General features: G+C 74.0%; 17 protein-coding genes. 11 read left to right on the top strand and 6 right to left on the bottom strand.

The features are described 5' to 3' along the window. The first annotated feature begins 42 nt into the window (after positions 1 to 42). The 6 genes from K7862_RS38195 to K7862_RS09845 are packed head-to-tail and all read left to right on the top strand — an operon-like array spanning position 43 to position 8627. Positions 43 to 1752: a nitroreductase family protein gene (locus K7862_RS38195; RefSeq protein WP_222962082.1), complete on the top strand. Its 1710-nt coding sequence runs from the start codon at positions 43 to 45 to the stop codon at positions 1750 to 1752. A gap of 10 nt (positions 1753 to 1762) precedes the next feature. Beyond that, positions 1763 to 4525 carry a lantibiotic dehydratase gene (locus K7862_RS09865; protein ID WP_222962081.1) on the top strand — a complete coding sequence of 921 codons (2763 nt, stop codon included), beginning with the start codon at positions 1763 to 1765 and terminating at the stop codon, positions 4523 to 4525. Then, positions 4522 to 5586: a thiopeptide-type bacteriocin biosynthesis protein gene (locus K7862_RS09860; RefSeq protein ID WP_222962080.1), complete on the top strand. Its 1065-nt coding sequence runs from the start codon at positions 4522 to 4524 to the stop codon at positions 5584 to 5586. The genes K7862_RS09865 and K7862_RS09860 overlap by 4 nt, the downstream gene beginning before the upstream one ends. Then, the gene (locus K7862_RS09855) at positions 5583 to 6818 is read left to right on the top strand and encodes a DUF3267 domain-containing protein (protein WP_222962079.1); all 1236 of its coding nucleotides are present in this window, start codon (positions 5583 to 5585) and stop codon (positions 6816 to 6818) included. The genes K7862_RS09860 and K7862_RS09855 overlap by 4 nt, the downstream gene beginning before the upstream one ends. After that, positions 6811 to 7785 carry an ABC transporter ATP-binding protein gene (locus K7862_RS09850; protein ID WP_222962078.1) on the top strand — a complete coding sequence of 325 codons (975 nt, stop codon included), beginning with the start codon at positions 6811 to 6813 and terminating at the stop codon, positions 7783 to 7785. The genes K7862_RS09855 and K7862_RS09850 overlap by 8 nt, the downstream gene beginning before the upstream one ends. Next, positions 7782 to 8627, top strand: coding sequence for an ABC transporter permease (locus tag K7862_RS09845; protein ID WP_222962077.1), 846 nt, complete (start codon positions 7782 to 7784; stop codon positions 8625 to 8627). Before K7862_RS09850 ends, K7862_RS09845 begins: the two co-directional genes overlap by 4 nt. 236 nt (positions 8628 to 8863) lie before the next feature. Here K7862_RS09845 and K7862_RS09840 read toward each other — a convergent pair whose 3' ends face one another. Then, on the bottom strand, positions 8864 to 9526 hold the full coding sequence (locus tag K7862_RS09840; protein ID WP_222962076.1) for an RDD family protein: 663 nt from the start codon (positions 9524 to 9526) through the stop codon (positions 8864 to 8866). Positions 9527 to 9725: 199 nt separating this feature from the next. Between K7862_RS09840 and K7862_RS09835 the strand changes: the two genes are divergently transcribed. Continuing rightward, positions 9726 to 12296: an MFS transporter gene (locus K7862_RS09835; RefSeq protein WP_443611928.1), complete on the top strand. Its 2571-nt coding sequence runs from the start codon at positions 9726 to 9728 to the stop codon at positions 12294 to 12296. Positions 12297 to 12371: 75 nt separating this feature from the next. Here K7862_RS09835 and K7862_RS09830 read toward each other — a convergent pair whose 3' ends face one another. After that, positions 12372 to 13985 (bottom strand): DUF8823 domain-containing protein, encoded by a 1614-nt coding sequence (locus tag K7862_RS09830; RefSeq protein ID WP_262412912.1) that lies wholly within the window; start codon positions 13983 to 13985, stop codon positions 12372 to 12374. A 787-nt stretch (positions 13986 to 14772) separates the two neighbouring features. On the opposite strand from K7862_RS09830, the gene K7862_RS09825 reads away from it, so the two are divergent. Genes K7862_RS09825 through K7862_RS09810 form a run of 4 tightly spaced genes read left to right on the top strand, consistent with a single transcriptional unit; the run spans position 14773 to position 19922 of the window. Beyond that, entirely contained in the window at positions 14773 to 15606 is an 834-nt protein-coding gene (locus K7862_RS09825; protein ID WP_222962073.1) for a M55 family metallopeptidase, read from the top strand. Further along, positions 15599 to 16993 (top strand): M20/M25/M40 family metallo-hydrolase, encoded by a 1395-nt coding sequence (locus K7862_RS09820; protein ID WP_222962072.1) that lies wholly within the window; start codon positions 15599 to 15601, stop codon positions 16991 to 16993. The genes K7862_RS09825 and K7862_RS09820 overlap by 8 nt, the downstream gene beginning before the upstream one ends. After that, on the top strand, positions 16990 to 18969 hold the full coding sequence (locus K7862_RS09815; protein WP_222962071.1) for a prolyl oligopeptidase family serine peptidase: 1980 nt from the start codon (positions 16990 to 16992) through the stop codon (positions 18967 to 18969). The genes K7862_RS09820 and K7862_RS09815 overlap by 4 nt, the downstream gene beginning before the upstream one ends. Continuing rightward, on the top strand, positions 18966 to 19922 hold the full coding sequence (locus tag K7862_RS09810) for a S66 peptidase family protein (RefSeq protein ID WP_222962070.1): 957 nt from the start codon (positions 18966 to 18968) through the stop codon (positions 19920 to 19922). Before K7862_RS09815 ends, K7862_RS09810 begins: the two co-directional genes overlap by 4 nt. Positions 19923 to 20340: 418 nt before the next feature. Here the strand turns inward: K7862_RS09810 and K7862_RS09805 are convergent, their stop codons facing one another. The 4 genes from K7862_RS09805 to K7862_RS09790 all read right to left on the bottom strand — a co-directional run bounded on the left by K7862_RS09805 (position 20341) and on the right by K7862_RS09790 (position 24258). Next, positions 20341 to 21513, bottom strand: a complete 1173-nt coding sequence (locus K7862_RS09805) for a GDSL-type esterase/lipase family protein (RefSeq protein WP_222962069.1) — start codon at positions 21511 to 21513, stop codon at positions 20341 to 20343. A gap of 102 nt (positions 21514 to 21615) precedes the next feature. Continuing rightward, positions 21616 to 22185 (bottom strand): TetR/AcrR family transcriptional regulator, encoded by a 570-nt coding sequence (locus tag K7862_RS09800; RefSeq protein ID WP_222962068.1) that lies wholly within the window; start codon positions 22183 to 22185, stop codon positions 21616 to 21618. A 146-nt stretch (positions 22186 to 22331) separates the two neighbouring features. Continuing rightward, the gene (locus tag K7862_RS09795) at positions 22332 to 23459 is read right to left on the bottom strand and encodes a sensor histidine kinase (RefSeq protein WP_222962067.1); all 1128 of its coding nucleotides are present in this window, start codon (positions 23457 to 23459) and stop codon (positions 22332 to 22334) included. Further along, the gene (locus K7862_RS09790) at positions 23452 to 24258 is read right to left on the bottom strand and encodes a response regulator transcription factor (protein ID WP_222962066.1); all 807 of its coding nucleotides are present in this window, start codon (positions 24256 to 24258) and stop codon (positions 23452 to 23454) included. The genes K7862_RS09795 and K7862_RS09790 overlap by 8 nt, the downstream gene beginning before the upstream one ends. Positions 24259 to 24951 lie beyond the last annotated feature (693 nt).

The following is a 24951-nucleotide window of genomic DNA, read 5'->3' as shown; positions in this document are numbered from 1 at the left end:
CCCGCCGACCCCCGGGCCATGTCCGGCGAAGGAGGAGCAGCCGTGTCCCAGGAACGGACGCAGCTCGTGCAGGGCTATGTGGAGTCGGTGTTCCGGCGCGGCCGTGAGCCGATGGAGCCGATCGGCTTCAGCCCCGACTGGGAGGACCAGCCGTCCCGGCACAAGACCTACCTGGGCGTGCGCCGCTTCCCGCTGCCGCAGGGGGCGGGCCATCCGCTGGCGCCCGCGGGCGACGTCCTCCTCGGCGACGGCCCGGCCGGCCAGGGGCCGCCGTGGACCAGCGAGTCCCTGGCCGCCCTGCTGCGGCTGTCCTACGGGGTGCTGGACCGCAGGCTGCGGGTGAGCTGGAACCAGGACAGCCATGTGCGGGTGCTCTACCCGGAGGCGCTGTGGGGCCGCGGCACCGCCTCCGGCGGCGGCATGTACCCGCTGGAGATGTACTGGGTGGCCGGTCCCGGCGGTGATCTCACCCCCGGCGTCTACCACTACTCCACGGCCCACCACGCGTTCGAACGGCTGCTGACCGGGGACCTCACCGACGAGGTGCGCGCCGCGTGCGCCACCGGCGGGTCGCAGGCTGCCGGTGAGGGCCAGCACCGCGAGGGGCAGACCGGCGAGGAGCAGCCTGGTGGGGCGCAGCCCGGCCAGGAGGCGGCCGCGAACGGGTTCCTCCTGGTGACCGTGCGGTTCTGGAAGAACGCCTTCAAGTACAACAGCTTCTGCTACCACGTGGTCACCCAGGACGTCGGCGCGCTCCTCGGCTGCTGGGACATGATCGCCAGGGGGACCGGCCGCCGCCTGTCGCGTGCCCTGTGGTTCGATGACGAGCGGCTGAACCGGCTGCTGGGCATCGTCACCGACGAGGAGAGCGTGCTCGCCGTCGTCCCGCTGCCGTTCGGGACGCCCGGCGCCCCGGCACCCGGATCGCCTGTGGCGGCCCTGCCCGGCGACGGCGCGCGCGGCGGCCTGATCGACCGGCCGAGCTTCGAACGCTCCGCCCGCACCCGGATCTTCGAGCAGGTGCGGGACGTGCACCAGGCCGTGCTGGCGGACCGCCGGCCGCGCCCCGCACGGGAGACCGCCCGCGACCTGGCGCCTCGGCCCGCAACCGGGAGCGACGCCGTGGACCTGCCGGCGCCGCTGTCGGAACGCCTGACCGCGGACGTCGGCGACGTGCTGCGCTCGCGGCGGACCAGCTTCGGCTCCTTCGTCCGCTCCCGCCTGCTGGAACTCGACGAACTGGCCACCGTCCTGGCCGGCACCGTGTCCGCCCGGCGCTACACCTCCGACGTGGTGCCGGAGGACGTGGGGCTGACCGGGCTGCACGTGCTGGCCAACCGGGTCGGCGGCCTGCCCAGCGGCACCTACCGCTACGACCCGGACGGCCACCGCCTGCTGGTGGCACGCCAGGAGCCGATCGCGGAGATGCTCCAGCACAGCTACTACCTGAGCAACTACAACCTGGAGCAGGTCGGCGCCGTCCTGGCCGTCTCCGGCCGCTGGCGCAGCGTCCTCGAGGCGTACGGCAGCCGCGGCTACCGGGTGCTCAACGCCGAGGTGGGAGCGCTGGCCCAGACGGCCTACACCACGGCCGCGGCGCTCGGCGTCGGCTGCGGCGCGGTCCTGGGCTTCGACAACATCGCGATGGACGAGGCGGTCGGTCTCGACGACGGGGACGAGCGCACCTTCCTGTTCGTGCTGCTCGGGCACGAGCGGGCGGACCGTGCGGACTACGACTACCGGCTGCTGTGAGGGGACACTCGTGACATCCAGCCCGACAACGGCGGCCACGCCCGCCGAGGCGGCCGCCGCCCCGCAGGCATCCGAGGCAGGCGCGGCACCCGAGGCGGACACGGCAGCCGCGCCGCACGCGGCCGGCACCTGGCACCTCGTGCCGCGCTTCATGCTGCGCGTCGGCGGACTGCCGTTCGGGACCGCGGAGGCCCTGGCCACACCGGACAGCGCCGCCTGGGCCGACCAGGTGCTCGACGTCCGGCGCGCGGTGGGGGAGAGCGGCGCCCGGCTCGCCGACATGCTGCAGGAACGCGTGGCCGACAGCCTCGACGACCCGGCCGCCCGCAAGGCGCTCATCAACCTGCGCCGCGACGTCTTCAACTCCCGTGCCCCGCGCGGGCTCGCGGCGGCCGAGCCGCTGCTGCCGCCCGCCGAGACGACTGCGCTGCACACCTGGGCCGCGGAACGCGAACGCGGCGAGACGCTGCTGCGCGCCGGCGCCTCCGTGGTCGCGCGGGAGACCGCCGAAGGCCGGAGCCGGCTGCGCCGCATCGCCGCCGAGACGGACCTGCGTCTCGGCGTCCAGTTGTCCTCCGGCTCGCTCGACACCTACCTGGACGACTACCTCGGGCGGGGCGACGGTCCGCTCAGCAAACGGGAACGCCGTATCGAGCGGTCGTTCCTGGAGTACCTGTACCGGACGGCCTGCAAGACCAGCCCCTTCAGCACCCTGACCGCGGTGTCCGCCGGCGTGGTCGGCGAGGCGGCCGGAGCACCGCTGGCCGCCCGGATCGGCGGCTGGGACAAGCACAGCAGCACCCGGCTCAACATCGCGGTGCTGGCCCGGCTCTCCGACCTGCTGACGGTCACCCCGCACACCCGCCACGACCTTCCGGTGCGAGCCACCACCGGCTTCGAGATCCATCCCGACCGGGTCCGCTACCTGCGCAAACGGCGCGGTTCCGAAGGCGACGCGGACGCCGCCGTCACCCTGGACTCGCTGCACGAGAGCCTGTTCTACCTGCCCACCGGGGAGGTGCTGGCGGACGTGCTCGCGGTGTTCGGAGACCAGGCCGTGCCGTTCGGGGAGGCGGTGCGCCGGCTGGCCGCGATGGGTCCCGGCCGGCCCGAGGCCGAGGTGGACGCCTACCTCACCCAACTGCTGCGGCTGGGCCTGCTGGTGGTCCCGGGCCTGCACGTCGACATCCACGACCCGGACCCCGTCGGCAGCTACGCCGAGGGGCTGCGGGCGCTGCGCACCGGCTGGAGCGCCGATCTCGCCGCCCTCGTGGAGCGGATGGGCGAGGACGTCGCCGCGTTCGCCACGGCCCCGCTGGTCCGCCGGCGTGAACTGCTCGGCGGCATCAAGGACTCGGTCGAGCAGGCCCACCGCCGCCTGGACCGCGAGGACGTCCCCGTGCTGCGGACGCTGGTCTACGAGGACACCACCCTGCCGGACCTGGCCGTGACCGCCGACCGCACCACCTGGGCCGGGCAGGTGACCCCCGGACTCCGGCGCCTGGCCCGGGTGCTGCCCGCGTTCGACGCCAACCTGATCCGCCGGCTGGTGACCAAGGGCTACTTCAGGGCCCGGCACGGCGTGGGCGGCGTGTGCGAGGACTTCCTGTCCTTCGCCCACGAGTTCGGGCAGGACTTCTGGGACAACTACAACCAGCGCCTCATGCGCCACCAGCGCTTCGACGGCACGGAGTTCCACCCGTACGACAACTGGTTCCGGCAGGAGGAGATCACCCGCATCGACGAGGCGCGGGCGGCGGTGGCCGAGGAGATCACCCGCCGCTTCCGCGCGCAGGACGGCGACACCGTCCTGGCGCTGGACGACGACTTCCTGGACGCGGTGGAGCGGAAGCTCCCGCCGTCCTGCGCCCGGGGCCTGCAGCCCCTGTCGTTCTTCCTGCAACTGGCCGAGCGCGGCGGCGACCCGCTGGTCGTCGTCAACCGCATCTACTCCGGGCTCACCCTGTTGTTCTCCCGGTTCGCCCACTGCCTCGACGACGGGGTCACCGAGGCGCTGCGGCGGTCGCTGGCCGACGTCGTCCCCACCGGCGCGGTGTTCGCGGAGCTCAAGGGCGGCTACGACGCGACGAACCTCAACCTGCACCCCGTGGTGACCCCCTACGAGGTGGTCTGCCCCGGTGAGACCAGCTTCCGGCCGCCGGACGAGCAGATTCCCGTGGAGGACCTCGTCGTCGAGCACGACGCGGCGGCCGACCGGCTGCTGCTGCGCTCGCGCCGCCTCGGCGTCGAGGTCATCCCGGTCTACCTGGGATTCCTCCTGCCGATGGCCCTGCCGGAGGTGCAGCAGGTCCTGCTGAACTTCTCGTGCACCAGCATGGTCCAGCTCGACCTGTGGGAGGGCACCGGCCTCGCGGAGGCGGGAAGCGTGCTGCCGCGCGTGACGCTCGGGAACGTGGTGCTGCAACGCCGTAGCTGGCGCTTCGCGGCCGAGGACCTGCCCCCGGTCGTCGCCGGGCAGCCGGACGAGGAGTGGTACCTGGCGTGGCGGGAGTGGCAGCGCGCCGCCGGACTGCCGCGGCACGTCTTCGCGGCCCTCGGCGGCGAACACAAGCCGCAGTACGTCGACTTCGACTCCCTCCCGTGCGTCCGCCTGCTCGACACGGCGGTGCGCAAGAGCACCTCCGCGGTCGTGCTGAGCGAGATGCTGCCGGGCCCCGACGAGCTGTGGCTGGGTGACGGCGCGGACCGCTACGTCACCGAACTGACGGTGGAACTCGACCGACTGGACGACGGACGGGAGTTGGAGCGGTGACGGACGGCGACACCCTGACCCACCTGGAGACCGCGCAGACGTCGTGGGACGCGGACGGCTGGCTGAGCCTGCACGTCTTCTACGCCGCGAACGCCAACCCGGTGCTGGTGCACTGCGTGCGGCCGCTGGTGGAACGGCTCCGCGAACAGGGCCTGCTGCGCCGCTGGTTCTTCATCCGCTACTGGCTGGAGGGCCCGCACGTACGGCTGCGCCTGCTGCCGGCGGACGCCGCCGCGGCCGGTGCGGTCGCCGAGGCCGCGGAGCAGGCGATCACGGACTTCCTGCGGCGGCGCCCGGCCCTCTACGAGGAGGACCGCAACTCCAGCGGCGACCTGTACAAGAACATGTTCCTCGCCGAGTACAGCCAGGAGCGCTGGGACGAACTCTACGGCGCCGACGGCGAGATGCCCTTCCGCGACAACAACAGCGTGGCGCACATCGCCTACGAGCGGGAGCTCGCACGGTACGGCGGCGCCGTCGGCATGGAGCTCGCCGAGTGGCACTTCCAGCGGTCGAGCGAACTCGTGGTGACGCTGCTGGAGACCACCAACGTCCACGTCCGCACCGTCCTGCTCGGCCAGGCGGCCCAGCTGACCGCGTCGCTGTGCTTCGCCTTCCTGCGGGACGAGGAGGCGGTCGGGCGGTTCCTCGTGCGCTACCGCACGATGTGGGAGACCTCCTACCAGGAGCCCAGCGACGCCCAGCACGAGCGGTTCGACCGCAGCTACGCGAAGATGCGGGACCGCCTGCTGGCCCGGGTCCGGCACGTGCGCGACAGCGTCCACGGCGAGGCGGGAGCCGCGCCCACCGCGCTGGAGAGGTCCTGGCTCGCGCACTGCGCCGAACTGCGCGAGAAGGTCCTGGACCTGGCGGGCGCCGGCGCGCTGGAGTTCCGCGACGGCGCGGTGCCCGACCCGCAGGACGCCCTGGCGATCGTGCTCAGCTCGTATGTGCACATGACCAACAACCGCCTGGGCGTCAGCATCCTCGACGAGATCTACCTCTCCTACGTGATCGGCAAGGCCCTGGAGGACCTGGCCCCGCGGGAGGTGGCGCGGTGACCACCCACGACCTGCCGCGGCTGCGGCCGGAGGTCGTGCTCGGCCCCGCCCTGCGCACCGGCCCGAAGACCGTCCACCACATCAAGGACGAAAGCACCGGCTGCTTCTACCGGGTGGGCCCGCGCGAGCACTTCATCATGGGCCTGATGGACGGCCGGCACACCCTGCAGGACATCGGCGTCCAGTACCGGGAGACGTACGACCGTACGCTCGGCCCCGATTCGTGGCAGCAGATGTTCACCCTGCTCGGCCGCTACCAGCTGCTCGACGGGCACGCCGACGCCGGTGTGCTCGACCGGTTCCGGCAGGCGCAGCAGGACAAACAGGCGGCGCGGCAGGGCTGGTTGCGGCGGCGCTGGGTGCTCCTGCAGCCCGACCGGCTGTGCGCGACCCTCGCCGCCCGGCTGGGATTCGCCTTCCGCACGGGGTTCGTGGTGCCCGCCCTCGCCCTCATCGCCCTCCTCCAGACGATCGTGTGGACCCACACCACCGTCCTCGCCCACGACGCGTCCCACCAGCGGTCGTGGGCGGTGGCCGTTCCGCTCCTGCTGGTCCTCGGCTGGCTGATCACCATGCTGCACGAACTGGCCCACGGCGTGACGTGCCGCCACTTCGGCGGTTCCGTCACCGAGATCGGCCTGAGCTGGCGGTTCCCGCTGCTGACGCCCTACTGCAGGACCGACGACATCGTGCTCTTCCACCGCCGCCGGGCCCGGGTGGGCACGGCCTTCGCCGGTGTCTTCGTCGGTCTGCTCTCCCTCGCGCCGGTCACGCTGTGGTGGTGGCTGACCCGCGACGGCGGCCCCGGACACCGGATCGCCGCCGCCCTGCTCCTGTTCGGCAGCGCCGGCTCGCTGATGAGCCTGCTGCCGTTCCTGCGATCGGACGGATACGTGATGCTCACCCATGCGCTGGGCCTGGTCGACCTGCGGCGCGAGAGCTACCGGTTCTGGCGCCTGCGGCTGCGCCGCCGCGACCCCGCCGCACGCGACACACTGCGCGCCTACCCGTCCGGTGACGTACGCGCCTACACCCTGTACGGCATCGCCACGCTGGCGGTCGCGGTGCCGGCGTACTGCGCCCTGATGTGGGTGTGGTTCGCCAGGCTGCGGCACTGGACCGGACCCGGCTGGGCGGTCGTGGTGCTGGCCGCGGAGACCCTGGTGGTGGCCGGCCTGCTGCTCGGGGCGGCCCGCGGCCGGCGCGCGGATCGGCAGGCCGCCGATGCCTGACGGCGACGAGACGGTGATCCGCACCAGCGGACTGACCAAGCGCTACAGCGCCGACACCGGCGTGTTCGACCTCGACCTGACCGTCCGCAGGGGCGAGGTGTACGGCTTCCTGGGGCCCAACGGCTCCGGCAAGACCACCACCATGCGGATGCTCGTCGGACTCATCCGGCCGACCTCGGGGACCGCGACCGTGCTCGGCCACCCCGCCGGGAGCCACGCCGCGCAGCGCGGAGTCGGCGCACTCATCGAGTCCCCGGCCATGTACCCCCACCTGTCGGGACGCGACAACCTGCGCGTCCTCGCCCGGTACGCCGACCTGCCGCCCACCCGGGTGGACGAGGTCCTGGACGAGGTGGAGATGACCGCCAAGGCGGACGTCGCCTTCCGCGCCTACTCGCTCGGCATGCGGCAGCGCATCGCGGTGGCCGCCGCCCTGCTGAAGGACCCCGCCCTGCTGATCCTGGACGAGCCCACCAACGGGCTCGACCCGGCGGGCATGGCCGGCATGCGGGAACTGATCACCGGTCTGCGCCGCGACCACCGCACGGTGCTGCTCTCCAGCCACCTGCTGGCCGAGGTGGAGCTGCTGTGCGACCGTGTCGGCGTCATCCGGCGCGGGCGCCTGGTGGCCGACGGGACCGTCGAGGAACTGCGCCAGGGCGCGGGCGGCGGCTGGATCTCCGTCGCCGTCGACGCCCCCGAACGCGCCGCCGAACTCGCGGCACGGCTGCCCGGCGTCAGGTCCGCGACCGTCGTCGACGGCGAACTGCGGGTGGCCGCCGACCGGGACCGGGCCGCCGCCGTCAACCGGTTCCTGGTGGAGAACGGGGTGGAGGTCAGCGAACTGCGGTGCGCGGGCGGCTCCCTGGAGGACGTGTTCTTCGAACTCATCGGAGACCAGGGAGAGTCCGGGGACGAACCCCGGCAACAGCCCGGCACGGAACGAGCGGAGGTGGTGAACCGGTGAACGGTGTCCTGCGGGCCGAACTGCTCTCGGCGCGCAAGCGCCCCGGTGTCTGGGTCGTCGGCGGCGCATGGGCGGGCCTGGCCCTGGCGTTCGGCATGGTCGTGCCCTACATCGTCTGGCTGATCATCAGGAACCGGCCGCAGGGCTCGGCCGGTGATCCGGACAAGCTGATCGGCGGCCTGCTCCCGGACCGCTTCCTGTCCGGCACGGTGGACCTCTACCCGATGTTCGGCAGCGCGCTGATGCTGATCCTCGGCGCGGTGCTGGTCGGCGGCGAGTACCGCTGGGGGACCTGGGGGACGCTTCTGGTCCAGCGCCCCGGCCGAAGCGCCGCGGTGCTGGGCAAGGCCGCGGCGATCGCCGTGGTCCTGCTGTGCGTGACCGGGGCGGTGGTGGCGTGCAGCGCGGCGGCGAGCGCGGGCGCCGCGGCGCTCAGCGGCCGCTCGGCTCCCTGGCCGGACGCGGCGACGCTGCTCGGCGGCATCGGCGCCGCCTGGCTCGTCAGCATGGCCGCCGCGAGCGTCGGGATGTTCCTGGCCATCCTGCTGCGCGCGACCGGCGCGGCGATCGGCGTGGGCCTGATGTGGCTGCTCGCGGTGGAGAACCTGGTCTCCGGCCTGGCCGGCGTCCTGCCCGCGCTGCACGGGCCCGAGCGGCTGCTGATCGGGCCGAGCGCCGGGTCCCTGGCCACCGCGCTGGACCCCACGGGCAAGGTCAACTCGTCCATCCCCGGCGTGGTCTCGGTGTCCGGACCGGTCACGGCGAGCATCGTGCTGGCCGTCTACGTGGTGGTCTTCCTCGGCCTGTCCGTGCGGCTGATCTCGCGGCGCGACATGTCCTGAGGGGTGTTCTGGCGGGCCCGGGCGGAGGGGCGCCGGCACGGGCACGGGCACGGGCCCGGGCTGCGGTGAGCGCGTTTGGGCCAGGCCCGGGCTGCGGGGCGCGCGTACGGGTCAGGCCCGGATGGATGGCGCGGGTGCGGGGCCGCCCGGGCTGCGGCGCGCGCGTATGGTCGGGCCCGGTCTGCGGGGCGCGCCGATGGCCCGGGCATGGGGCGGGCTCGCGCTCACATCCGCGCTCAGCCGTCCGCGGTCAGCTCGTCCGTCCTGCCGCGGCTCCGGTACGCGTCCTCGCCGGAGCTCCGGAGCGCGCCCCGGACCGCGTCCTGGTCCGGGTCCGTGTCCCCGCCTCCCGCCTTGCCGGGCACGACCCGGGTGCCCGCGACGAGGTCGTGCAGCGCGCGGCCGTCCGGGCGGCAGACGGCCAGCGTGAGGGAGACGGCGCTCAGCGCGAGCGCCGCGCCGAAGGCCGCTCGGGCCGTCCGCTCGGCGTGCCGCCCGCCCACCACACCGGTCGCCCGGGTGACGGCGAGGTGCGCGAGCTGCCAGGGGAGCAGCTTCACGCCGGTCCGGACGGCGATCGTCCGCGCCGAGGCGCGGCCGCCGTCGCCGGCGGTGACGACCATGAGCCCGGCCGCGCGCTTGCCCGCCGTGGCCTGCGCGGTGCTCGCCTCGCCGCCCCCCAGATACAGGGCCGCGGGCAGCACGCCCGCCGTGAACTGGGCCAGATCCGCCGTGCGCGGGTCGCGGAACACCCTGGTGCGCCACCGGGCGCCCGGCAGCAGGGAACTCGCTGCCAGCACCCCCTGCCAGCCCGCCATCACGCTCACGTCGATCGCATAGGCCCGCAGGCGCCGGGTGGTGGTCTGACGGCGCGTCTGCGGCAGGGCGGCACGGCTCACCTCGCCACCCTTGCCGGTGATCCGGCTCGGGTCAAGTAGGCCTGGCGCGGGCCGATTCACGCGGTGCCGTACCGGATTCCGGCCACTTCCGTGTACTCGTCCGGGTGATTTCCTCCCGTTCCGGGCAATCGCGGCGCTCGTCCGTCGTTGTCGCCTCATGCGGGGAACCGGTGGCGCAGGTGCGACGAGGGGAGCGGAAGTGAGTGGCGGGACGCTGACCGAGCGGACGGAGGCGGGGCCCGGGGAGGGTGAGCGACGACCCGGCGATCCGGCGGCCCCCGCCGCCCTCGGCACGGCCCCCGGCGCCGGCGATCCCGGGACAGCGGACGCGGCCGGCGCGGCAGGCGTGACCGGCGGGACCGGCGGAGAAGCGGCGGACGGCCTGGACGCCGCCGCGCTGAGCCCGCGCCGCATCCGCCTGGTCTTCGTCGGGCTGATGCTCGCCCTGCTGCTGGCCGCCCTCGACCAGATGATCGTGGCGACCGCGCTGCCGAAGATCGTCGGCGAGCTGCACGGCCTGGACAAGATGTCCTGGGTGGTCACCGCCTATCTGCTGGCCTCCACCATCGGCCTGCCGATCTACGGCAAGCTCGGCGACCTCTTCGGCCGCAAGAGCGTCTTCCAGTTCGCGATCCTGACGTTCGTGGTGGGTTCGGCGCTCGCCGCCTGGTCCCGCACCATGAACGAGCTCATCGCCTTCCGCGCGGTGCAGGGCGTCGGCGGCGGCGGGCTGATGATCGGGGTGCAGGCAATCATGGCGGACATCGTGCCGCCCCGGCAGCGCGGCCGTTACATGGGCCTGATCGGCGCCGCGTTCGGACTCGCGTCGGTCGCCGGCCCGCTGCTCGGCGGGTTCTTCACCGACCACGCCTCCTGGCGCTGGTGCTTCTCCATCAACGTGCCGTTCGGCCTGGTCACCCTGGTCGTGATCACCCTCGTCCTGAAGCTTCCCAAGCCCCGGGCCAGGCCGCGGCTGGACGTGCTCGGCGCGCTGCTGCTCGCCGCGGGATCGACCTGCCTGGTGCTGCTCACCACCTGGGGCGGCTCCACCTACGGCTGGCGGTCCCGGGAGATCCTGGGACTGGGCGCCGGAGCCCTGGTCTGCGGCCTGCTCTTCGTCCTGGTGGAGCGGTTCGCCGCGGAGCCGGTCATCCCCCTGCGGCTCTTCCGCGACGGCGTCTTCAACGTCACCGCGGTGGTCGGCGGGGTCATCGGCGTCGCCCTGTTCGGGGCGGCCAGCTACCTGCCGACGTTCCTCCAGATGGTCGACGGGGCCAGCGCCACCGGCTCCGGACTGCTGATGCTGCCGATGATGCTCGGCGTCGTCACCGCCTCGATCGTCAGCGGGCAGCTCATCAGCCGCACCGGCCGCTACAAGGTCTTCCCGCTGCTCGGCGCCGCGCTGTCCGCGGTCGGGATGTACCTGCTGTCCCTCCTCGGCAAGGACACCCCGCGGCTGGAGTACAGCGGCTACATGGCGGTGCTGGGCCTCGGCATCGGCATGATCCTGCCCGTCCTGGTGCTCGCCGTGCAGAACTCCGTGCGCCCCGGCGACATCGGCTCGGCCACCAGTGCCAACAACTACTTCCGGCAGATCGGCGGCTCGGTCGGCGCCGCCGTCTTCGGCACCCTGTTCGCGAACCGGCTGGCCAAGCGCCTGGCCGTCGAACTCCCGCACGGCGCGCACCTGCCCGACCCCCAGTCGGTCACCCCGCAACTGGTCCGCACCCTGCCCGCCCCGGTACGCGACGGCTACATCGCCGCGTACGCCGACGCCATGCCGCGGATCTTCCTCTACCTGGTGCCGGTCCTCGTCCTCGGCTTCCTCTTCGCCTTCCTGCTCAAGGAGAAACCTCTGGTGACCCAGCACGGCCCGGCCGCCCCCGCGGCCCACGACCCGGTGTACGACGGCCTGTACGACCCCGGGCACACCCCCGCCAACGGCACTCCGCTGACCGAACCGCGCGAAGCGCCGGACGCCGGTTTCCCCGGCGCCCGCAGGAGCCACGGCGGCGGGGTCCCGGTGTGCGGCACCGTCCAGCACTCCGACGGCACCACCGTCGGGCGGGCGGCGCTCACCCTGATCGACGGCTCCGGTCACCAGGTGGGGCGCGGCGCCACCGCCGAGGACGGCCGCTACGCCCTCAGCACCCCCGGCCACGGCAGCTACGTGCTGATCGCCGCGGCGGGCGGGCACCAGCCGCAGGCGGTCAGCGTGACTGTCGGCGACCACCCCGTGGAGCTCGACGTGGTGCTGGGCGGGGCGGGCCGGCTGGCCGGCGCTGTGCACACCGCCGACGGCACCCCGGTCAGGGACGCCGTCGTGACCCTCACCGATGTGCGCGGTGACGTCGTGGCCAGCGCCCGCAGCGGCCGCGAGGGCCTGTACGTGCTCAGCGAGCTGGTCGCGGGCGAGTACACGCTGGCCGCCAGCGCGCCCGCGTTCCGCCCGGCCGCGCTGCCGGTGTCCGTGCAGGCCTCGCGGGAGACCCGGCAGGACGTCGAGCTCGCCGGCGGCGCGATGCTGCGCGGCACCGTGAAGGCGCCGGGCGGGCGCCTGGTGGAGGACGCGCGGGTCACGCTGCTGGACGCGGCGGGCAACGTCGTGGACTCCGTCACGACGGGCGCCGACGGGCAGTTCCGGTTCGTGGACCTCGCGGCGGGCGAGTACACCGTCATCGCCGCGGGCTATCCGCCGGTGGCGACCGTGCTCCAGGTCGCCGGCGGCGGCCGCACGGAACGCGACCTCCAGCTGGGACACACCGACTGAGCCCGCCCGGCTCCGCGAAACGGGCGGCACGGGCGGCGGCAGGCCGCGCAGGGCCGGCTCACCGGATCCGGGCGGTCAGCCGCCGGCGCCGTCGGCGGGCGGCGCGTCGGTGCCCTGGGTCTGGTCCTTGGCGCACTGGGTGCCGCGGATCAGCGCGTAGGACCCGCCGATCCGGTAGGTGCCCGGGGTCGGCGCGTAGAGGCGCGTCCAGTCGCCGTCCGGCGTCAGGCAGCCGTGCTTGTTGTCCTTGGCGCCCTCGATGCCCAGCACCGGGGACCACGGGATGCGCAGCACGACCCAGCCGCTGCGCGGCATCGTCACGGTGAGCTCGGCCGGCCCGGCCTGGTCCACCACGGCGGGCGGGTCCGCGAGCGGCTCGGCGCCGGTGACCTCGTACAGCTTCCAGTGCGCGTCGCTCCACACCGGGTGCAGCCAGGTGTTGCCCGCCGCGACGATCTTGGCCTCGGCGACGGCGGCGCCGTCCGGCTCGTCGGACGGCAGGACGACGTAGTTGACGCTCCAGCGCCGCAGCCAGTCGCGGTAGGTGTCGGGGGTGAGCGTGCCGTCGTAGAACAGCGGGTTGCGCTCGACGTCCGCCTGCCGGTTCCAGCCGCGGGCCAGGTTGACGTACGGGGACAGGCCCGACGCCTCCCAGTGGGAGCGCAGCGGCACGACCTCCACCCGGCCCCGGTCGGCCTGGACCTTCCGCAGCTCGCTGATCAGCGGTCCGGCGTGCTTGACGGTCGACGACACCGAGGTGGTCTGCACCTGGTCGACGATCGGCTTGGTGATCTGCCACGCGGCGACCCCGCCGAAGGCCAGCCACAGCAGCAGCGTCCGGCGCGGCCCCCACACGCTGCTCATGGCCACGATCAGCACCACGGTCCCGCCGAACAGCAGGGCAAGTCGTTCGACGTTGCTCCCGATGGGTGACGGGATCACATAGGTGAGGGCCACGCCCACGGCGTAGACCCAGGCGCCCAGGCACAGTGAGCGCCACTTGCGCGGCACCACGAGCGCGGTCACCACGGCGATGGCGAACGGGATGATCGCGAAGTACCAGGCGAACGGCTGCACCCCGTAGAAAGGGAAGAGCAGCGAGGTCGCGCCCACCACCAGCGGCGGCGCGGCGGCCAGCACATAGGCGTCGGTGCGGCGGCCGGTGAGGAACATCGAGGCCGCCACCACGAGCAGGAACAGCCCGGCGACCGGGCTGCACATGGTCGCCAGGGCGGCCATGGCCACGGCGACGGCCATCCGTTTGGTGCGGCCCTTGATCGCCCGTTCCGCGGGGAACAGCAGCACCGTGGAGACCAGGGCGAACATCATGCCCAGGGCGAACGTCACCCTGCCGGAGACGACGTCACACCAAAGAGCGAACACCGTCCACGCGATGGGCAGGAGCGGCCGGTCGATACGGGAGCGCAGCAGCATGGCGGTGGCCAGCGTCGCGGACAGCGTGCCGGCGATCACCGCGGTCGTCCGCACCCCCAGTGCCGCCATGATGTACGGGGAGAGGATGCTGTACGAGGCGGGATGCATCCCGCCGTACCAGGAGAGGTTGTACGAGGCCGACGGGTGCGCCCGTATGAAGTCCGTCCAGGCGTACTGGGCGGCCATGTCGCCGGAGTCACGGGCCAGGAACAGGGCCCACAGCAGGTGCAGCACCGCGGCGGCCAGGGTCGCCATGATCAGTGGATGACGCGGGTCCCACCACCGCAGCACTGCCCGGGGTCCCCGGACGGCGCCGATGCGCGCAGGCTGCCAGGTGGTCACGTCGCCTCTTCCGGTAGCGGGTACGGACGGTCCCGGCCGGTCCCGTCCGGCGGGAGGCGGAGCCGCCTTCCGGGAAGATCCCCGGGCCGCGGTTCGCACACAGGTCTTTGGACGCTAGCACGACGGCCATGGTTGCTCGCGCGCGGGCGTGCGCCCTGTTTAGCCCATTCCCCGCCTCCACGGAGCATGCCGCCGCAGCGTCGACGGCGGCACCGCGGACCTTGTGGCGGCGGGCTCTGCCCGGCCGGACGCGGCCCGCGGACACGGGGGAAGGAGTCCATCGAACCACGGACCGCCCGACTCCGCCGGTCCTCACCGGAGGGACCCCGCTCGCGGTGATCGTGGCGGACGCCGACGGTCCGGCGCCGCAGGGGAGGACGGGCGCACGGGGCTCGCGTCCGGGCCGCAGGGACCGCCGCTGAAACCAAGGACGGTTCCCCCGCACGGCATCGCACCGGGCGAGCGGGCCGGCGCGGCGCTGCCCGGGTACTCCGCGAGGGGGCCCGCGGGTGCGCGCCGAGGGTGAACAGCCGCTGGTCACCACCCAGTTCACAGCGGGCGTCGGGTGCGTCGGCGTCCCCTCGAAATGGCTGGTCGCGGGCCGTGCGGCAGGAGCGCAAGAGGTATAGACCAGTGAAGTTGTCCACAGGTCGCCGGGGGCTCTGGCCGGGCCCTGCCACGGCCGCGTAACGTGACGCGCATGAAGATCCTCATCTCCGCGGACATGGAAGGCGCGACCGGTGTGACCTGGCCGGCCGACGTGCTGCCCGGCAGCGAGCAGTGGCAGCGCTGCCGCCACTTCTTCACCTCCGATGTCAACGCCGCCGTGGCCGGCTTCTTCGACGGCGGCGCCGACGAGGTGCTGATCAACGAGGCGCACTGGACCATGCGCAACCTGCTGCTGGAGCAGCTCGACGAGCGCGCCCAGATGCTCACCGGGCGCCACAAGGACCTCTCGATGGTCGAGGGCGTCCAGCACGGCGACGTCGACGGCATCGCCTTCGTCGGGTACCACACGGGCGCCGGCACCGAAGGCGTGCTCGCCCACACCTACCTCGCCAACTCCATCACCGGCGTGTGGGTCAACGGCGAGCAGGCCAGCGAGGGCCGGCTCAACGCCCTGGTGGTCGCGGAGTACGGCGTGCCCGTCGTCCTGGTCACCGGGGACGACCGCACCGGCCTGGACGCCCACGACTACGCGCCGCGGGCCCGCACGGTCGCGGTCAAGGACTACGTCTCGCGGTACGCCGCCGTGTGCCGCCCGCCCGCGCGCACCGCCGCGGACATCCGGGCCGCCGCCAAGGAGGCCGCCGCCCTCGCGGTGCGGCAGGAGCCCGCCCAGGCCGGGCCGTTCACCGTGGAGCTGGAGTTCGACGCCGTGCACCTGACCGGCGCGGCCTGCGTCGTGCCGGGCGTCGAGCGCACCGGCGAGCGCCGGGTGTCCTACACGCTGCCCACGATGTACGAGGCCGTCCGGGCCTTCAAGGCCGTCACCACTCTCGTCTCGCAGGCCGTGGAGGAGCAGTATGGCTGAGCAGCAGACCACCCGGGCGGCGGTCCCGGCCTCCGCCGCGGGTCCGCGCACCGACGTGATCGACCAGCAGGCGCTGGACGAGGTGGTGCGCTTCACCTCCGAGCTGATCCGGTTCGACACCACCAACCGCGGTGGCGGCGAGGGCAACGAACGGCCCGCCGCCGAGTACGTCGCCGAGCAGCTCGCCGACGCCGGGATCACCCCGCGCATCCTGGAGTCCGCGCCCGGACGCGCCAACGTTGTCGCGCGCATCCCCGGCATCGACCCCTCCGCCGACGCCCTGCTCGTCCACGGCCACCTCGACGTGGTGCCCGCGGAGGCCTCGGACTGGACGGTGCACCCGTTCTCCGGCGAGGTCAGAGACGGCGTGGTGTGGGGCCGCGGCGCCGTCGACATGAAGAACATGGACGCGATGGTGCTGGCGGCCGTCCGCGCCTGGGCCCGCACCGGGCAGCGCCCGCCGCGCGACATCGTGCTGGCCTTCACCGCCGACGAGGAGGACAGCGCCGCCTACGGCTCCGGCTACCTGGTGGCCGAGCACGCCGACCTCTTCGAGGGCTGCACCGAGGGCATCAGCGAGTCCGGCGCCTTCACCTTCCACGCGAGCGACTCGATGCGGATCTACCCGGTCGCCGCGGGCGAGCGCGGCACCGCCTGGCTGCGGCTCACCGCCAAGGGCACCGCGGGCCACGGCTCCAAGGTCAACCACGACAACGCCGTCACCCACCTCGCCGCGGCCATCGCCCGCATCGGCGAGCACCGGTGGCCGGTCCGCATCACCGACACCGTGCGCGCCGAACTGCTCGCCCTCGCCGAACTGCACGGCGTGGCCGCCGACCTGGACGACGTGGACGGGCTGCTGGCCAAGCTCGGCCCGTCCGCGACCCTGGTGAAGTCCACCGTCCGCAACAGCGCCAACCCGACGATGCTGGACGCCGGATACAAGGTGAACGTCATCCCCGGCGCCGCCACCGCCTTCGTCGACGGGCGCATCCTGCCCGGCGGCGAGGAGGAGTTCACCACCACCATGGACGCCCTCACCGGCGAGCACGTGGAGTGGGACTACCACCACCGCGAGGTCCCGCTGCAGGCCCCGGTCGACTCGCCGACCTACGCGGCCATGCGCGAGGCCCTGGAGCACTTCGACCCGCAGGGCCACGTCGTGCCGTACTGCATGTCCGGCGGCACCGACGCCAAGCAGTTCTCCCGGCTGGGCATCACCGGCTACGGCTTCTCGCCGCTGAAGCTGCCGCCCGGCTACGACTACCTGGCGCTGTTCCACGGCGTCGACGAGCGGGTCCCGGTCGACGCCCTGCACTTCGGCGTCCGCGTGCTGGACCGCTTCATGCGCGGCGTGGCCGCCGGGACCGCCGAGGAGACCCGATGACCGCCCCGGCGCCCTACGGCACCTGGCCCTCGCCGATCGACGCGGCCACCGCCGCCGCCCACGACGGCAGCCCCGAGTACGTAGGCGTGGTCGGCGACGAGGTGTGGTGGACCGCCCCGCGCCCCGCCGAGGCCGGCCGCCGCGCCCTGATCCGGCGGCACGCCGACGGCACCGAGGAGTGCCCGCTGCCCGCCCCCTGGAACGTGCGCAGCCGCGTCATCGAGTACGGCGGCACCCCCTGGGCCGGCGCGATCGTCGACGACTCCCCGCTGATCGTCTTCGTGCACCACCCCGACCAGCGGCTCTACGTCTTCCGCCCGGACCGCCCGGAGCAGGCGCCGCGGCCCCTGACGCCGGTGTCCGCCGTCGGCGGCGGCCTGCGCTGGGCCGACCTGGCCGTGCACCCCGAGCACGGCGAGGTCTGGGCGGTGCTGGAGGAGTTCACCGGCGACGGGCCGAGCGACTGCCGCCGCGTGCCGGCCGCCGTCCCGCTCGACGGCTCCGCCGCAGAGGACCGCTCGGCGGTGCGCGAACTGGCCGTGGAGACCCACCGGTTCGTCACCGGCCCCCGCCTGTCGCCCGACGGGCGGCACGCCGCCTGGATCGCCTGGGACCACCCGTACATGCCGTGGGACGGCACGGAGCTGCGCGTGGCCGAGGTGTCGGCCGGCGTGTTCGGCCCCGCCCGCACGGTCATCGGCGGCCCCGAGGAGTCCGTCACCCAGGTCGACTGGGCGCCCGACGGCACCCTGCTGGCCGCCACCGACCGCACCGGTTGGTGGAACCTGCACCGCGTGGACCCCGGCACCGGCGAGGCCGTGAACCTGTGCCCGCGCGAGGAGGAGTTCGGCAACGCCCTGTGGAAGCTGGGCCACCGCTGGTTCCGCCCGCTGGACAACGGCCTGATCGCCGTCCTGCACGGCGTCGGCGCGCTCCGGCTCGGCCTGCTCGACCCCGCCACCGGCGAGGTCGTGGACACGTCCGGGCCGTGGACCGAGTGGAACCCGACCCTCGCCGCCGTCGGCCGCCGCGTCATCGGTGTCGCCGCGAGCGCCCGCACCTCCTACGAGATCGTCGAACTCGACGCGGGCACCGGACACGCCCGGGTGGTCGGCAACGCCCACCACGACACCGTCGACCCCGCGTACCTGCCCGACGCCCGGCACCGGGTCTTCACCGGCCCGGGCGGCCGTGAGGTGCACGCCCACGTCTACCCGCCGGGGAACCCCGCCGCCACCGGTGACGGCCCCGCGCCCTATGTGGTGTGGGTGCACGGCGGGCCCACCAGCCGCGCCGGCATGGTCCTCGACCTGGAGATCGCCTACTTCACCTCACGCGGCATCGGTGTCGCGGAGGTCAACTACGGCGGCTCCACCGGCTACGGCCGCGCCTACCGCAACCGGCTGCGCGAGCAGTGGGGCGTGGTGGACGTCGAGGACTGCGCGGCGGTCGCCGAGGGCCTGGTCGCCGAGGGCGCCGCCGACCCCGCGCGGCTCGCCATCCGCGGCGGCAGCGCGGGCGGCTGGACGAGCGCCGCGGCGCTCACCTCCACCAGCACCTACGCGTGCGGCACCGTCATCTACCCGATCCTCGATCTCTACGGCTGGTCCCCGGCCGGCGGGGAGACGCACGACTTCGAGTCCCACTACCTGGAGACCCTGGTCGGCCCGCTCGACAAGGTGCCCGAGCGGTACCACGACCGCTCGCCGGTCCACCACGGCGACCGGATCAGCGTGCCGTTCATCCTGCTGCAGGGACTGGACGACGTGATCTGCCCGCCCGTGCAGTGCGACCGGTTCCTCGCCGCCGTCGCCGGCCGCGGCATCCCGCACGCCTACCTGACCTTCGAGGGCGAGAGCCACGGCTTCCGCCGCCTGGACACCATGGTCACCAGCCTGGAGGCCGAACTCTCCCTCTACGGCCAGGTGTTCGGCTTCACCCCGGCCGGCGTCCCGCACCTGGAGCTCACCACATGACCGGCACCACCGGGGTGCAGCAGACACCCGTGCCCGAGCTGACCCGGCCCGGGCGGCTGCGGCCCGGCGACCGGATCGGGATCGTCGCCCCCAGCGGGCCGATACCGGCCGACCGCCTGGACGCGGGCCTCGACCTCCTCCGCGGCTGGGGCCTCGACCCGGTCGTGGCCCCGCACGTCCTGGACGAGCACCCCCTGGGATACCTCGCCGGCGCCGACCGCGACCGCGCGCAGGACCTCCAGGACATGTGGTGCGATCCGTCGGTGGCCGCCGTGATGTGCGCTCGCGGCGGCTACGGGGCCCAGCGCATGGTCGACCTGGTCGACTGGGAGGCCATGCGCGCCGCGGGACCCAAGCCGTTCATCGGCTACAGCGACATCACCGCGCTGCACGAGGCGTTCGCCACCCGGCTGGGCCTCGCCACCCTGCACGGGCCGATGACCGCCGCGGAGACCTTCCTCAAGGACGGCCCCACCCAGGAGCACCTCAAGCGGACGCTGTTCACGCCGGAGGACACCCGGGTGCTCACCTCGGCGACGGCCGGCACTTTGGTCCCCGGCCGGGCCGCGGGTGTGACGCTCGGCGGCTGCGTCAGCCTGCTCGCCGCGGACCTCGGCTCGCCGCACGCCCGCCGTTCCGCGGCCGGCGGCATCCTGGTCCTGGAGGACGTCGGCGAGGACAACTACCGGCTCGACCGGATCATCACCCAGCTCCTGCGCGCGGGCTGGCTGGACGGCGTCGCCGGCATCGTCCTCGGGTCCTGGCAGGACTGCGACCCCTACGAGGAGGTCCGGGCGCTGTTCACCGACCTCCTCGCCGGGTTCGGCGTGCCGATCATCGAGGAACTCGGTTTCGGCCACTGCCCGTCCACCCTCACCGTCCCGCTGGGCGTGCCTGCCGTGCTCGACGCCGACGCGTGCACGCTCACGCTGGACGTGCCGGCGCTGGTCTGAGACGCGGGAGCGGGTCGCAGGAGCCGCTCCCGCCGGTCCGGCTGAACGGGCCGGGTACGCGACGCCGCGTACCCGGCCCGCCCGGTCTTTCGGGGGCGAGTGCAGGGTGCGGTGCGGTGCGCGGCGCACACAGCCCACGGGTCCGGCAAGTCCGCGGGCCGCCCGATCCGCGGGCCGCCCGATCCGCGGGCCGCCCGATGCGCGGGTCACTCGGCCCGCGGGCCTGCCCGATCCGAGGATCTTCCGGTCCGCGGGCCCGCCCGATGCGCGGGTCACCCGATCCGTGGATCATCCGGTCCGCGGTCCCGCCCGATGCGCGGGCCGCCCGATCCGCGGGTCACCCCGTCCGCGGGTCACTCGGCCCGCGGGCCTGCCCGATCCCCGGGTCATCCAGTGGCGGAGGAACCGTCCGGGCCCGTCACGTCGCGAAGGCGCTGCCCGGGCCGAACGCCAGCTCGGCGAAACGCTCGCCCATGCGGCGGTGCGTGGCGGCGTCCGGATGCAGCCCGTCGGGCAGCGGCAGCTCCTTCTCGTCCGCCTCCCCGTACAGTCCGCGGCCGTCGAGGTAGTGCAGATGCGGGTCGTCGGCCGAGCGCTGCGCCACGATCCGGGCCAGTTCGTCCCGGATGACGCCCAACGTCAGCTTGCCGAGGGCGCGTTCCGAGGGGTCGCCGCCGGCGGTGAAGCGCAGCCTTCCCTCGCCGATCGCGGCCATGTCGGGGACGGTCGGCCCCGGGGTGTCCTCGTGCATCGGGCAGAGGATGGGCGAGACGACCAGCAGCGGGGTGGCCGGGTGCCCCTCGCGGATGGTGTCCAGGAAGCCGTGGACGGCCGGGGTGAAGGCCCGCAGCCGCATCAGGTCGGCGTTCACCAGATTGATGCCGATCTTGAGGCTGATCACGTCGGCCGGGGCGTCCCGCAGCGCGCGGGCCACGAACGGGTCGAGCAGCGCGCTGCCGCCGAGACCCACGTTGACCAGGTCCACACCGCTCAGGGCGGCGGCGACGGCGGGCCAGGTCCCGGTGGGTCCCGCCGCGTCCGAGCCGTGGCTGATGGAACTGCCGTGGTGCAGCCACACCCGGCGGCCCAGGTCGGGGGCGGGCTCGACGGGAGCGTCCGCGCGCAGGGCGACGAGCTCGGTGGTCTCGTTGTGCGGCAGCCAGATCTCCACGTCCTTGTCGCCCGCGGCCAGTCCGGCGAAGCGCAGGGTGGCGGCCGGTCCCGGGCGGTGCTCGAAGGTCCCGGCCGCCATGTCGACGGTCAGGGTGTTGCCGCCCGCCGCGGTGGCGCGGTCCGCGGGCCGGCCGTCGACCAGCAGTTCGTACACGCCGTCGGGCAGGGGAGGGGCCCCGACGTAGACGCGCTTGGTCGGCAGCACGTCCAGTTCCAGGACGGTGGCGCGGGTGCGGACGGCCAGCCGCACCCCGGAGGGCTGGGACTCGACCATCGCGACCTGGCCGTCGGTGTTCTGCGCCCGGGCCCAGGCGGGCAGCCGGTGCGGCAGCAGGCCCCGCTCGGTGCGCTCGACGTCGAGGGCGCCGCGCAGGAGCTCCGCGGTCAGGGGCGTGGTGGTCAGGTCGTCGGTGTGCATGGTTCTCCACCTGTGGGTCGGACGTGTTCCGGCGCGCGGCCGCCCGCGGGCGGGCTGTGCGGTGGGTCAGGGGCTGCGTCAGGTGCTGCGTCAGGTGCTGCGTCAGGCCGCGGGCCAGTTCCGCAGCAGGGCGTCGAGGGCGTCGATGATCCGGGACCAGCTCTCCTGCGAGTCCGGCGCGCTGTGGCTGAAGCCGCCGGCCAGTTCCAGGTCGACGTAACCGTGGAAGACGCTGCCGAGCAACCGGACGGCGTGCGTGCTCTCGGGCTCCGCCAGGTCGTAGCCGCGCAGGACCGCGCGGGTCATCCGGGCGTGCCGTCCGCCCGCGCTCGCCGCCGCCGTCGCGGGGTCGAGCGGGAGCCGGGCAGCGGCGTACCGCCCGGGGTGCTCCCTGGCGTAGTCGCGGTAGACGTCGGCCAGGGCGGCCAGCGCGTCCTTGCCGGCCCGGCCGGCAAGCGCCGCGTCCCCGCGGTCGGCCATCTCCTCCAGCGCCAGGAGCGCGATCCCGGTCCGCAGATCCTGTGAGCTCTTCACATGCGAGTACAGGCTGGCGACCTTGACGTCGAACCGCCGGGCCAGCGCCGAGACGGTCACCTGGTCGAACCCGGCCTCGTCGGCCAGTTCGGCCCCGGCCCGCACCAGCCGCTCCGCGTTCAGTCCCGCGCGTGCCATCGGCCCTCCTCTCGTACCGAAATCGATTATGCGTCTACCTAAAGGCTTTAGGCAAATGGTCATCGATTGCAGGCATGGCTCGGCAGGACGGGTCGTGCGTGAGGGATCAGGCGCGGGCGATCAGGCACGGGGGCCGCGTGGAGCGGTCACGCCTGGTGGGGTGAGGCGGGCGGGAGCACCACGTCGAACCGGCAGCCGCCGGGGATGTTGTGGACGGCGGCGCGGCCGTGATGCGCCTCCACGATGCCGCGGACGATCGCGAGGCCGAGACCCGCGCCGGCCGGAGGCGTCCGCGCGCCCGTCCCGCGCCAGCCGGTGTCGAAGACCCGGGGCAGGTCGTCCGGCGGGATGCCGCCGCAGCCGTCGGACACGGACAGCACCACGGAGCCGGAGGCCGCGTCCTGACGCGCCGAGACGGCCACCGTGCCGTCGGCGGGTGTGCGGTGGATGGCGTTGGCCAGCAGGTTCGCCAGCACCCGCGTCATCTCGCGGCCGTCGACCTCCACCGGCACCTGCTCCACTCCGTCCCCGACCAGCCGTACCCCGTGCTCCGCGGCCAGCGGGTTCGCGCCGGCGATCGCGTCGCCCACCAGGTCGTACACCGACATCCGCGTGGGGGAGAGGGCCAGCACGCCCGCCTGGATCCGGGAGAGCTCGAAGAGGTCGCCGACCATCCCGCTGAGGCGGTCGACCTCCGCGCGGATCTGCCGGTGGTAGCGGGCCGGGTCGTCGGCTATGCCGTCCTCCAGGGCCTCGGTCATGGCGCGCAGGCCGGCCAGCGGTGTGCGCAGGTCGTGCGAGATCCAGGCCACCAGTTCGCGGCGGGACGCCTCCAGCGCCCGTTCCCGTTCCCGCGACGCCGCGAGCTTGGCGCTCGTGACCTCCAGTTCCCGTCCCAGCTCGGCCAGTTCAGCGGTCGGGGTGCCGTCCGGCGTGGCGAACGCGTCGCCGTCCCCGAACGCCCGGGTCGCCGCGGCCAGCGCCCGGCTGCCCGCCACGACCTGCCGGCCCAGGATGAGCGTGACGCCGAGCGAGACGACGGCCGCGATGGCGCACACCGTCGTGACGACGCCCAGGTCGTGGTCGGACAGGAACATCGCCCAGGCCACCGAGAGCGTGCCCGCGAGCATCGCGGCGACAGTGACCACCGCCACCACGACGAGCGACAGGGCCATCGAGCGGTGGCGCAGGAGCCGCAGCACGAAGGTGCCGAGCAGGCCGGCCGCGGCCGCGCCGAGCGCGGCGTAGGCGGCGATGAGCCCCAGGTCACGCATCGCCCTCACCCGCCTCCGCCGCTGCCTGCCGCGACCGGCCGCGGTCCGGTGCCGTGTCGGGCGGCTGCTGCGCCGCGCCGGGCGGGTCGAAGCGGTAGCCGACGCCCCACACCGTGCTGATCAGCCGCGGCCGGGCCGGGTCCTCCTCGATCTTCTCCCTCAGCCGCCGGACGTGGACCGTCACCGTGGAGAGGTCGCCGAACTCCCAGCCCCACACGCGCTGCATCAGCTCCTCGCGGCCCATCACCCGCCCCGGGTGCCGCAGGAAGAAGGCGAGCAGGTCGAACTCGCGGATGGTCAGGGCGAGTTCCCGACCGTCACGCAGGGCGCGCCGGGCGGCGGGGTCGAGAGCGAGCCCGCCGGAGCGCAGCCACGGCCCCGGCGCCGGGCTGCCACCGGCCCGCCGCAGCACCGACTCCACGCGGAGCACCAGTTCGCGCGGGCTGAACGGCTTCGTGACGTAGTCGTCGGCGCCGACCTCCAGCCCGAGGATCCGGTCGTCCTCGTCGCCACGCGCGGTGAGCATCACGACCGGCACGGGGCCGGCCTGCCGTATCCGGCGGCACACCTCCAGGCCGTCCAGGCCGGGCAGCATGAGGTCCAGCACCACGAGGTCGGGGCGGACGGCCGCGGCCCGCGCCACGGCGGAGGGACCGTCGGCCACGCGGTCGACGGCGAATCCCGCCCGGTCCAGGTAGCCCGCGACGACCTCCGCGACGGTCGGATCGTCGTCGACCACCAGGATGCGCCGACGCGGCGGAGGGGCTGCCTGGGGTGCGGGCACGGGTGCGCTGCTCATGGAGCCGAGTCTGACACCCGCCACGGACAGTGACCATGGTCGTCGGCCCCTGGCCGGACGCCGTCCGCGTTTCGTAAGAAGCGGGTGCGGGCTGTCCGGGACCCCGGTGGGCGGCGGCAACGGTGGGCGCCCGGTCGGGCCGACCGGGCGTGAGTGCCGTCCAGGGGGCCGGCGGCGAGCGGTGCGATCTCGTCGGTGTGCTCCTCGAGGGCGAAGTGCCCCACGGGAAGGAGGGGAGAGAGGGGGGAGCGGGGGAAGAAGGGGAGGAGACGGTGCCGGGCGTCGGGGACGTCCCGCGGGTACGCGCGGGCCCCGGCCTCGGTGACGAAGGTGTGGCAGGTCCGCGGCGCCGCCCGCGAGGGCGCGAGACCGTCCCGCGGCAACGGTCCGCGCCCCTTGCGTACCGCTGCTGGGGCAGTCGCGGTCATCGTTCTGGCTGAGCTCTTGTACGCCGTCCGCTCCGGCACAGGAGTGTGCGGCCGCCTCCGTGTCACCGGCGTGAGCTGCCCGGACGCCCTGTGCGCACGATCGTTCGGGCCGTCGTGGCATATGCCGCAGGCCGCTGCCGCAGGTCCGGCGCCTGCGGGTTCCGTACGGCGTGCGCGCACGTCGCCGCGCCCCGCCGGTGCCGCGCGGGCGGTCGGCGGGCCGGTCGCGGGCCCCTCACCTGGTCGGCGTATCGCACATACGCAC

This window comes from Actinacidiphila acidipaludis (assembly GCF_019890725.1).
Classification (GTDB): Bacteria; Actinomycetota; Actinomycetes; order Streptomycetales; family Streptomycetaceae; genus Actinacidiphila; species Actinacidiphila acidipaludis.
This window is presented reverse-complemented; position numbering and strand designations above follow the sequence as displayed.

What these genes read in the sequence shown, in the direction of transcription:
- K7862_RS09850 (WP_222962078.1), top strand. Translation starts at nt 6,811, where the DNA reads ATGCCTGACGGCGACGAGACGGTGATCCGCACCAGCGGACTGACCAAG.
- K7862_RS09830 (WP_262412912.1), bottom strand. Translation starts at nt 13,985, where the DNA reads ATGGCGACCCTGGCCGCCGCGGTGCTGCACCTGCTGTGGGCCCTGTTC.
- K7862_RS09825 (WP_222962073.1), top strand. Translation starts at nt 14,773, where the DNA reads ATGAAGATCCTCATCTCCGCGGACATGGAAGGCGCGACCGGTGTGACC.
- K7862_RS09820 (WP_222962072.1), top strand. Translation starts at nt 15,599, where the DNA reads ATGGCTGAGCAGCAGACCACCCGGGCGGCGGTCCCGGCCTCCGCCGCG.
- K7862_RS09815 (WP_222962071.1), top strand. Translation starts at nt 16,990, where the DNA reads ATGACCGCCCCGGCGCCCTACGGCACCTGGCCCTCGCCGATCGACGCG.
- K7862_RS09810 (WP_222962070.1), top strand. Translation starts at nt 18,966, where the DNA reads ATGACCGGCACCACCGGGGTGCAGCAGACACCCGTGCCCGAGCTGACC.
- K7862_RS09805 (WP_222962069.1), bottom strand. Translation starts at nt 21,513, where the DNA reads ATGCACACCGACGACCTGACCACCACGCCCCTGACCGCGGAGCTCCTG.
- K7862_RS09800 (WP_222962068.1), bottom strand. Translation starts at nt 22,185, where the DNA reads ATGGCACGCGCGGGACTGAACGCGGAGCGGCTGGTGCGGGCCGGGGCC.
- K7862_RS09795 (WP_222962067.1), bottom strand. Translation starts at nt 23,459, where the DNA reads ATGCGTGACCTGGGGCTCATCGCCGCCTACGCCGCGCTCGGCGCGGCC.
- K7862_RS09790 (WP_222962066.1), bottom strand. Translation starts at nt 24,258, where the DNA reads ATGAGCAGCGCACCCGTGCCCGCACCCCAGGCAGCCCCTCCGCCGCGT.